The following is an 8,584-nucleotide window of genomic DNA, read 5'->3' on the forward strand; positions in this document are numbered from 1 at the left end:
TGCAGGAGCGGGTGGACGAGCTGCTCGCGGCGTCCGGCGTCGAGGACGTCACCGTGGGCGTCGGCGGCCAGACCGCCATCGCCGCGGAGCTGGCCGAGATCACGCGGGAGAACCTGCAGTCGATCCTTCACGCGTCGTCGTCCGTGCCGCCACCGCGGCCCTCCTCCCCGTCGTCCCCGCCGACGTGACCGCGGGTCAACACGTTGCGCGCGGGACTGAGCTCGCGTCCCGGGTCATGCCTGCGCGCGTCCCGGAAGCCGCGCACCGGCAGCCCGAACTTGGCCACCAGCCGGTCGCCGAAGGTCGCGGCGTGCACCCGCGCGATCCGCACCGGGCGGGCGGCCCGGCGGACGTCGACCCGCCCGCCCTCGGGCACCTCCAGCATGCGCCGCCCGTCGGCGGAGACGCGGGCCCGGTTGCCGTCGGCCGGGATCGCCACGGTGAGCACCGAGTCCGGCGAGGTGACCAGGGGCCGGGAGAAGAGGGCGTGCGCGTTGGACGGGACGACGAGCATCGCCTCGACGTCGGGCCAGACGACCGGCCCGCCGGCGGAGAAGGCGTACGCGGTCGACCCGGTCGGCGTGGCGAAGAGCACGCCGTCACAGCCGAAGCTGGTCAGCGGGCGGCCGTCGATGGCCACGACGAGGTCGAGCACCCGCGAGCGCTCGGACTTCTCCACCGACGCCTCGTTGAGCGCCCAGGTGCCGCCGACGACCGCACCGGTGGCGTCCAGGACGTCGACCTCGATGGCCAGCCGCTTCTCCACGGAGTACTCGCACCGCTCGATGGCGGTGAGCGTCTCCTCGACCGCCTCGGGCTCGGTCTCGGCGAGGAAGCCGACCCGGCCGAGGTTGACACCCATGAGCGCGGCGTTGCTGTAGCGGGCCAGTTCGGCGGCGCGCAGGAAGGTGCCGTCACCGCCGAAGACCATGACGATCTCGGCGCCACGGGCGGCCTGGGCGTCGGCGGGCACGACCTGGGCGCCCTCGATGCCGAGGGCGGTGGCCTCGTCCTCGAGCAGTCGCACGGTGATGCCCGCCCTCGCCAACCGGGCGGCGGAGCTGCAGGCGAGCTCGACGATGTCCTGGCGCCCGGTGTGCACGGCGAGCAGGACGTGCCGGCCTCCGCTCGGCGCCCACACGGTGGGGCTGGCCTCTGTCACGCTTCCTCCTCGCTGGCGCTCGTCAGTCGCGTGCCAGGCAGTGCTGTGTCCCTGCGTGACCTCGCGGGCTCGGTCACCGATTCCTCCTCGCTGACGCTCGTCAGTCGCGTGCCAGGCAGTGCTGTGTCCCTGCGCGACCTCGCGGGCTCGGTCACCGATTCCTCCTCGCTGACGCTCGTCCGTCGCGTGCCAGGCAGTGCTGTGTCCCTGCGCGACCTCGCGGGCTCGGTCACCGATTCCTCCTCGCTGACGCTCGTCGTCGCGTGCCAGGCAGTGCTGTGTCCCTGCGCGACCTCGCGAGCTCGGTCACCGATTCGCCTCGAAAGCGCCGGCCGGCGGGGTGCCGGGCCGGCCACGGTGTCCGCGGTCCGGCACCGCCGGGATACCCGCTCGCCGGGTCACGACGGCCCCTCCTCGACGGCGCGGCGCACGTCCTCCTCGCGGGGCGGACCGGCGTCCCGGCGCAGCCACAGGAAGAACTCGACGTTGCCGGCCGGTCCCGGCAGCGGGCTGGCCACCACGCCTGCCGTCCCCCAGCCCAGCTCGGCGGCCGCCCGCGCCACCGTCAGGACGGCGTCCTGACGGTGCGCCGGGTCGCGCACCACGCCGCCGGCGCCGAGCCGCTCCCGGCCGACCTCGAACTGCGGCTTGACCATCGGCAGCAGGTCGGCCTCGGCGGTCGCGCAGGAGGTGAGGGCCGGGAGCACCAGCCGCAGCGAGATGAACGACAGGTCGGCCGCGACCAGGTCGACCGGCCCGCCGACCTGCTCCGGCGTGGTCGTGCGGACGTTGGTGCGCTCCAGCACCGTCACCCGCTCGTCGGTGCGCAGTGACCAGGCCAGCTCGCCGTAGCCCACGTCGACCGCCACGACCTCCTGCGCCCCGCGGCGCAGCAGCACCTCGGTGAAGCCGCCGGTGGAGGCGCCGGCGTCGACTACGCGCCGCCCCTCGACGGCGACCGGGAAGGCCTCGAGGGCGCCCAGCAGCTTGTGGGCGCCGCGGGAGACCCAGCTGGGCTCGTCGGGGTCGGTGCGCACCACGACGGGGGTGCTGGCGTCCACCCCGGTGGCGGGCTTGGTGGCGGCCTGCCCGGCGACGGCGACCCGCCCTTCGGCGATGAGGCCGACGGCGTGCTCCCGGGAGCGGGCCAGCCCGCGCCGCACGAGCTCCGCGTCGAGCCGGCTGCGGCGGACCATCAGAGCTGGTCGATCGTCGCGAGCTCGCGCTGCAGCCGGGCGTGCTCGGCCTCGAAGACGGCGACGTGTTCGGCGACCGTTCGCTGGTCCAGGTCGGCGAAGGGCGTGCCGTCGCCCGTCGGTGCGGCCTCCGTGGTGGCCGGGGTCGTCCCGGCGGCGGCCGATCCCGTCCCGGCGGGGACCGGCGCCGGACCGCTCCACGGGCCGGGCCGGGGAGGGCCCGGGACCGGTCGCGGTCGGCTCGGCTCGGTCATCGCTGGCCTCTCGGGTGGGCGGACACGGCGCGGGAGCGCGCCGGCGGGACGTCGGGGACCGGTGGCCCGGGCGCCGCCCGGTGCTCCTCCCCCGGCCCGCGAGGGTACCGGCCGGGGACGACGCACACGGCTCGCCGGCGGACGCTAGCGTTCGGCCGCCCGGTCCCCGAACGCGATGGAGGCGTGCCCGCGTGGCCACGATGGAGCAGTGCATGACCGCCCTCGAGGGCATCCTCGGCGACCTCGCGGCCAAGCCGGCGGCCCGGGGCCTGGACCGCAGCCTGTCCTGCCGCCTGACCGACCTCGCGCAGGTCGTCCGCGGGCGGCTGGCGCGGGGCGCGGTCCGCGAGCTGCGCGCCGAGCCCGAGGGCCAGTCGCTGGAGAAGGCCGACATCCGGCTCACCATGACCAGTGACGACCTCGTGGCGCTGACCGAGGGCAGGCTGTCCTTCGGTCCGGCCTGGGCGTCGGGGCGGGTGAAGCTGGAGGCCGGCTTGCGCGACATGCTCCGGCTGCGCACGCTGCTCTGAAGAGGGACCCTCCTGTCCCCCGCCACTCGCAGGCTCGCGGCGGGACCCTACAGGAGGGCCACAGCGACGACCCCCGCCATCTCAGCCACCCAGCGCCCACCGCCGCAGCACGGCGGCCGCGGTGTCGTCGGCCGCGCCGATCCGTGCCGGTGCCGCCGTCTCCGGGTGCTGCGCCCAGTGCGCGACGCACAGCGCGCGGAGCGCGTCGAGCCCGTCGGCGCCGTCTGGACCACCGGTGGCGTCCCGGCCCAGCCGCAGGGGACCACCCTCCCCGGCGGGCCGGACCACCCAGCCGCCGCAGCGCCACCCCCCGCCCTCGGGCACGACGGCGGGGTGCGTGGTGAGCAGACCGCCGGCGTCGGAGGCCAGCAGGTCGGGTCGCTGGTACGGGCCGGCGGCCAGCAGCGTCGCCGGGTCGGTGACGCCGGTGAGGACCAGCAAGCTGGCTGCCGCGGCCCGGCGCCCGCCCTCGACGTCGGTGTCGAGCCGGTCGCCGACCACGAGGGGCCGACAGGCCGCGGTGCGCCGGATGCACTCGGCGTGCATGGCGGCGTCCGGCTTGCCGGTCACCAGCGGCCGCCGGCCGGTGACCTCGCTGACCACCCTCACCATGGCGCCGTTGCCGGGCAGCGGACCCCGGGGCGAGGGGATGGTGGCGTCGGCGTTGGTGGCGACGTGCTCGGCACCGTTCCGGACCGCCACGACCGCCTCGGCCAGCTCGGTCCATCCCACGTCACCGCCGTAGCCCTGGACGACCGCGAGAGGCTGCTCCTCGGCCCGGGTGACGAGCGTGAGCCCCGCGGCCGCGAGCGCGGCGGCCACGCCCGGCCCGCCGACCGGTAGGACGCGGGCTCCGGCGCCGAACCGCTGGACGACGACCGTGGCCGCGGCCTGCGAGCTGGTGATCACGTCGGTGCCGGCGGCGGGGACCTCGAGGGCGGTCAGGTGCCCGGCGACCTCCTCCGGGGTGCGCGACGCGTTGTTCGTGACGAAGCCCAGTCGCATGCCCGCTGCCCGGGCGGCCGCCAGCGCCTGCGGCACGCCCGGTACCGCGTCCGGGCCGACGTAGACCACGCCGTCGAGGTCGAGCAGCGCCACGTCGTACCGCCGGCACGGCGGCTCGGCGGTGCCCGCGGCGAGCGGGAGGTCCGGGCCGGTCACGCCATCTTCCCGCCGCGGCGCGCCCGGACACCGCGCAGCGCCCGCGAGTAGTGCCCCAGGTCGGGCCGCATCGCCACGGCGAGGGCGAGGTGCTCGGCGGCGAGATCGAGGTCCCCAGCCCGGCTGGCCGCCAGCCCGAGGCCGAACTGCGCGTAGTCGTCGGCGGGGTTGCGGACGGTCAGCTCGCGGAAGGTGCCGACGGCGTCGGCGTAGCGACCGGCGTCGTACTGGGCGCGTGCCAGGGCCTCCAGCAGGCTGCGCGATCCCGGCTCGGCCTCCGCGGCGCGGGCCAGGATGGTCGCGGCAGCCGCCGGGTCCCGGTTCGCCAGCAGCTGCAGCCCGCGCTGGTACCAGTCGTAGACGTCACCGTCGGGCGCCCCCGCGTCGGACACCGCCGCCCCCTCGCTCCGGGTGTCGCCCGACGGTCTGCGCGTCGACGACCCTCCCACCGGGCCGGCGACGGCAGCCGAAGCAGCGCACCGCTCCTACGATCTCCGTCGTGCCATCGTCGTCGGCGGACCCCCCACACCCGGCAGGACCTGGGCTCGAGGTCCGGCCCTTCCGCGCGCTGACCTACCGACGACGAGACCCCGACCACCTGGCCCGGGTGAGCTCGCCAGCCTACGACCTGGTGGGCCCGGGGGGCCGGGAGCGCCTGGCGGCGGCCGATCCGCACAACATCGTCCGCCTCATCCTGCCCCGCGTCGCCCCGGGCCCCGATGGCTCCGGCGCCGACGCGCTGGGCCGGTCGGCCGCCGAGGCCGCGGCGACGCTGCGAGACTGGCAGAGCGCCGAGGTGCTCGAGCGAGAGGCCGAGCCGGCCCTGTGGGTGTACGCGATGAAGCCCTCGGACGGCGCTCCGGCGACGGTCGGCTGGCTCGCCGCGGTCACGTTGCCCGCCGCCGGTTCGCGCGCCGTGCTGCCGCACGAGGACACCTTCCCGGCAGCCGTGGAGGGGCGGCGCGCGCTCCTCGAGGCCACCGGCACCGACCTGGAGCCCATCGTGCTCGCGCACGATCCGCATCCCGACGTCCCGGGTCTGACCGTCGCGGCCCAGGACGGCGCCCCCTTCCTGGAGGTGGCCGACGCCGACGGCGTGCGGCACAGTCTCTGGCGGGTCACCGACCCGGACCTGGTCGCCCGCGTCACGGCCGCGCTCGCCGACACGGAGGCGGTCATCGCCGACGGGCACCACCGCTTCGCCGCGGCGCAGGCCCACGCCATGACCCGGCGGGGAGGGGGCGGGGCGGACGCCATCCTCGCCCTGGTCACGCCCATGGGCCCCGGCGGCCTGCGGGTGCAGCCCATCCACCGCGTGGTGCCCGACCTGGCCCTGGACGAGGCATTGGCCGCAGCCGCCGCGGACTTCCGCGTGACCGAGCTGCCCGTCGATGGCGGCGGGCCCGCCGACGCCGTCCGGCGCTGGCTGTCCGATCCCGACCAGACGGGTCTCCTCGTCGGCGACGGTCACCGACTGGCCCGGCTGGACCACCCGTCGCCGCAGGTACACGGCTCCGTTCCCGCCGAGGCGCCCGAGGCCTGGCGCGGGCTGGACGTAGTCCTCGCCCACCACGGTCTCGTGCACTGGCTGTGGGGCCGCACCGACGACCCGGAGAGTGTCCTGCCTGCGCACGGTGTCGAGGAGGCGCTGCGCGGCGCGCAGGCCCGCCGCGGCGTCGCCCTGCTGCTGCGCGCGGCCTCGCCCGCCGACGTCGCCGCCGTGGCCCGGGCGGGGGCACGCATGCCGCGGAAGTCGACCCTGTTCGTCCCGAAACCGCGCACCGGCCTGGTGCTCCGGCCGCACACGGACTGACCGGGCCCTCACGCCGTCCGGACGGCGGCCTCCGCGGACCGGGGCACCTTGCGGCCGCGCCGGCAGTTCACCTCGCACACCGACGCGGTTCCGTTCGGAGTGCGCCAGAACCGGCGCTGCAGCGCCCCCTCCACCTCCACGACGTCCCCGGGCTCCCACGCGGCGACCCGCCGCTGCAGCGCACGGTCGTAGGTGACGCAGGACAGCACGTCGACCGACTGGCCCCGGGCCCGGGGTTCCGGCCGCCGTACGACCAGGCGGAAGGTCACCAGGTCGTCGCCGCTGGGCAGCGTCCGCAGCTCGGCCGGGGCGGAGAGCCGCCCGCGGAGTACCACGTCGTTCCGGTCGATGACAGCCACGCTCATGAGGGCAGCCTCGCGACACGACGGAGCCGGGGGAAGACCGGAGCCCGGTCTGTGGACCGACGCCCCCGGTGTGGACGACGGCCCGTCCGGTGTCAGAGGTCAGTGCTCGGCGTCGTCGTCCTCGGGTGCGCCGGCCTCACCGAGGAGCTCGGCGACCTCGGCCTCGACGTCCTCGTCGAAGTCGTATCCCCGATCCTCGTCGCCGGGAACCGGCACCTCGCGCTCCGGCACCGTCTCCGCGTGGCCCTCCGTGTCGTCCTCCGTGCCGTCCTCCGTGCCGTCCTCCGTGGCCGCACGCCGAACCTCCTCCGCGGCGGGCGCGGGGAGAGGTTGGGGCAGCTCCTCCTCGGAGAACTCGACGTCGGGCTCCTCCGGGATGTGGGCTGCCACTGCGGCGTGCCACTCCTCGGACAGCGGGCCCTCGCCGGCCGCGTCGAGGAGGTCGGCGTAGGCGGTCGCCAGGCGGAGCGTCACGGGGTCGGCCAGGTCGACCGTGTCGGGCCGCGGACGCCCCCCCAGGGCGGCCTCCAGGACCAGGCGGGCCGCTGGCAGCTCGCCGAGGTCCTGCCGGGCCCCGGCCTCGACCAGGCGCAGTTCGGCGCTCTCCTCGGGGTCCGTCCGCTCTGCCAGCGCCTCCCGCACCAGCCGCAGAGCGACCTCCGGCCGGCCGAGAGCGCGCTCGCAGTCGGCGAGGACCGCCCGATATCCCTGGTCGCCGCTCATCCGGCGGTAGGCCCGCAGCTCGCGGGCGGCCTCGGCGTAGTCGCCGGCGTGGTAGGCCGCGACCCCGACCGCCTCGCGGACGACGGCGATCCGTGAGGCCCGGTCGCGGGCGGCCCGGGCGTGGGCCAGCGCCTCCTCGGGCTGCTCGTCGACGAACGTCCCCGCGGCGACGAGGTGCCCGGCGACCCGCTGGGCGTTGCGGGGGTCGAGTCCGCGCAACGCCGAGCGCACGGCCGGGTCCAGGTCCCGCGGGTCGGCCCACTCGGGGACGTCCGGTCCGGTCGGTGCGGGCGGGGTGCGATCGGCACCGCGGGTCGGACGCTCGCCGGGGTCGGGACGCCCCCGCCCCTCGTCGCCCGGACGCCGGTCGCGCCAGTCGCCGCGCTGACCGGCGGGTCGCGCCGGACGGGGCTGCCGGTCCCAGCGCGAGCCCGCGGCCCGCTGCGGTCGGCCCTCGCCGGGCCCGTCGGGGCGCTCACCGCGCGGTCGGTCCCGCCAGTTCTGGCGTTCGCGCTGCGGCTGGTCCCCCGCCGGACGACGGTCCTGCCAGCTGCTGCGCGGCGGTCCGGACCGCTGCGGCCGCTCACCCTGCGGACGGCGCTCCTGCCCGTCCCGGCGCTCCTCCCGAGGCCGCGCCCCGTACGGACGAGGCTGCTGCCGGTCCGGACGCTCCTTGCCAGCCCGTTCTCCCTGTGGGCGGCGGTCCCGCCAGTCCGGGCGTGCGGCCGACGGTCGATCGCCCTGCGGACCCCGGTCGGATCGGTCGCCCCGCGACCACCCCTCCTGCGGACGGCGTTCCTGCCGGTCCCCGCGGGGAGCGCCGGCACGCGGGCTCCTGTCCCCCTGCGGCCGCCGGTCCCGCCAATCCTGACGTGGCCCCTCTCTGCGCGAGCGATCGTCGCCCTGCGGACGACGCTGCGGGCGCTCACCCTCGGGACGGCGCCCCTGCCAGTCCCCACCGCGGGTGTCACCGGCGCGTCCGCCCGTGGGACGGCGGCCCTGCCACGACCCCTGCGCGCCGCGTCCGCCGGAACCACCGGGTGCACCGCCACCGCGGGCCTGGGCTCGGCCCTGCCCGGAGCCCCCACGGCCCCCGCGGGGCCCCTGTCCGCCGCTACTGCCGGCGCCTCGTCGCGGAGAAGTCATGATGCTGTGCGTACCTCGCTGACGGATGCAGCACGCCGAGGCACTGCACGAAGAGATGCCGGAGACAGCAGATCGGGGGTCAGAGCACGTGGCTCCGACCCCCGATCTGGAATGGTTGTCCGGCGGCGTCCTACTCTCCCACCCCGTCTCCGGGGCAGTACCATCGGCGCTGAGAGGCTTAGCTTCCGGGTTCGGAATGGGTCCGGGCGTTTCCCTCTCGCCATGGCCGCCGTA

General features: G+C 76.7%; 10 protein-coding genes and 1 rRNA gene. 3 read left to right on the forward strand and 8 right to left on the reverse strand.

The window, feature by feature from the left end; genetic code table 11:
- A partial coding sequence (locus tag E4P41_RS20215; protein ID WP_135143015.1) for a hypothetical protein occupies positions 1–188 on the forward strand: 188 nt, incomplete at its 5' end.
- On the opposite strand, the gene E4P41_RS20220 is transcribed toward E4P41_RS20215, so the two are convergent.
- The 3 genes from E4P41_RS20220 to E4P41_RS22410 all read right to left on the reverse strand — a co-directional run bounded on the left by E4P41_RS20220 (position 128) and on the right by E4P41_RS22410 (position 2,612).
- Positions 128–1,162 (reverse strand): NAD kinase, encoded by a 1,035-nt coding sequence (locus E4P41_RS20220; protein WP_135143016.1) that lies wholly within the window; start codon positions 1,160–1,162, stop codon positions 128–130. The genes E4P41_RS20215 and E4P41_RS20220 overlap by 61 nt on opposite strands.
- A gap of 398 nt (positions 1,163–1,560) precedes the next feature.
- Complete coding sequence (locus E4P41_RS20225; RefSeq protein WP_135143017.1) at positions 1,561–2,358, reverse strand: TlyA family RNA methyltransferase; 798 nt, start codon at positions 2,356–2,358, stop codon at positions 1,561–1,563.
- Positions 2,358–2,612: a hypothetical protein gene (locus E4P41_RS22410; protein WP_167761194.1), complete on the reverse strand. Its 255-nt coding sequence runs from the start codon at positions 2,610–2,612 to the stop codon at positions 2,358–2,360. Before E4P41_RS22410 ends, E4P41_RS20225 begins: the two co-directional genes overlap by 1 nt.
- Positions 2,613–2,824: 212 nt before the next feature.
- Here E4P41_RS22410 and E4P41_RS20235 point away from each other — a divergent pair, with 212 nt between their 5' ends.
- The gene (locus tag E4P41_RS20235; protein WP_245177524.1) at positions 2,825–3,142 is read left to right on the forward strand and encodes an alkyl sulfatase C-terminal domain-containing protein; all 318 of its coding nucleotides are present in this window, start codon (positions 2,825–2,827) and stop codon (positions 3,140–3,142) included.
- An 81-nt stretch (positions 3,143–3,223) separates the two neighbouring features.
- Here the strand turns inward: E4P41_RS20235 and E4P41_RS20240 are convergent, their stop codons facing one another.
- Together E4P41_RS20240 and E4P41_RS20245 are read right to left on the reverse strand one after the other, a co-directional pair.
- Positions 3,224–4,303: an HAD-IIA family hydrolase gene (locus E4P41_RS20240; RefSeq protein WP_135143019.1), complete on the reverse strand. Its 1,080-nt coding sequence runs from the start codon at positions 4,301–4,303 to the stop codon at positions 3,224–3,226.
- On the reverse strand, positions 4,300–4,695 hold the full coding sequence (locus E4P41_RS20245; RefSeq protein WP_135143020.1) for a tetratricopeptide repeat protein: 396 nt from the start codon (positions 4,693–4,695) through the stop codon (positions 4,300–4,302). Before E4P41_RS20245 ends, E4P41_RS20240 begins: the two co-directional genes overlap by 4 nt.
- A 107-nt stretch (positions 4,696–4,802) precedes the next feature.
- Between E4P41_RS20245 and E4P41_RS20250 the strand changes: the two genes are divergently transcribed.
- Positions 4,803–6,116: a DUF1015 domain-containing protein gene (locus E4P41_RS20250; protein WP_280661410.1), complete on the forward strand. Its 1,314-nt coding sequence runs from the start codon at positions 4,803–4,805 to the stop codon at positions 6,114–6,116.
- A gap of 8 nt (positions 6,117–6,124) precedes the next feature.
- On the opposite strand, the gene E4P41_RS20255 is transcribed toward E4P41_RS20250, so the two are convergent.
- The 3 genes from E4P41_RS20255 to rrf all read right to left on the reverse strand — a co-directional run bounded on the left by E4P41_RS20255 (position 6,125) and on the right by rrf (position 8,584).
- Positions 6,125–6,481 (reverse strand): single-stranded DNA-binding protein, encoded by a 357-nt coding sequence (locus tag E4P41_RS20255; protein WP_135143021.1) that lies wholly within the window; start codon positions 6,479–6,481, stop codon positions 6,125–6,127.
- 99 nt (positions 6,482–6,580) lie between these two features.
- Entirely contained in the window at positions 6,581–7,435 is an 855-nt protein-coding gene (locus E4P41_RS20260) for a hypothetical protein (protein ID WP_135143022.1), read from the reverse strand.
- Positions 7,436–8,467: 1,032 nt separating this feature from the next.
- Positions 8,468–8,584 (reverse strand): 5S ribosomal RNA (rrf, locus tag E4P41_RS20265).

The organism is Geodermatophilus sp. DF01-2, from assembly GCF_004571065.1.
Classification (GTDB): domain Bacteria; phylum Actinomycetota; class Actinomycetes; order Mycobacteriales; family Geodermatophilaceae; genus Geodermatophilus.

Excerpts from the sequence above, each read along its gene's own strand:
- E4P41_RS20235 (WP_245177524.1), top strand. The coding sequence starts at position 2,825 with ATGACCGCCCTCGAGGGCATCCTCGGCGACCTCGCGGCCAAGCCGGCG.
- E4P41_RS20255 (WP_135143021.1), bottom strand. The coding sequence starts at position 6,481 with ATGAGCGTGGCTGTCATCGACCGGAACGACGTGGTACTCCGCGGGCGG.
- E4P41_RS20225 (WP_135143017.1), bottom strand. The coding sequence starts at position 2,358 with ATGGTCCGCCGCAGCCGGCTCGACGCGGAGCTCGTGCGGCGCGGGCTG.
- E4P41_RS22410 (WP_167761194.1), bottom strand. The coding sequence starts at position 2,612 with ATGACCGAGCCGAGCCGACCGCGACCGGTCCCGGGCCCTCCCCGGCCC.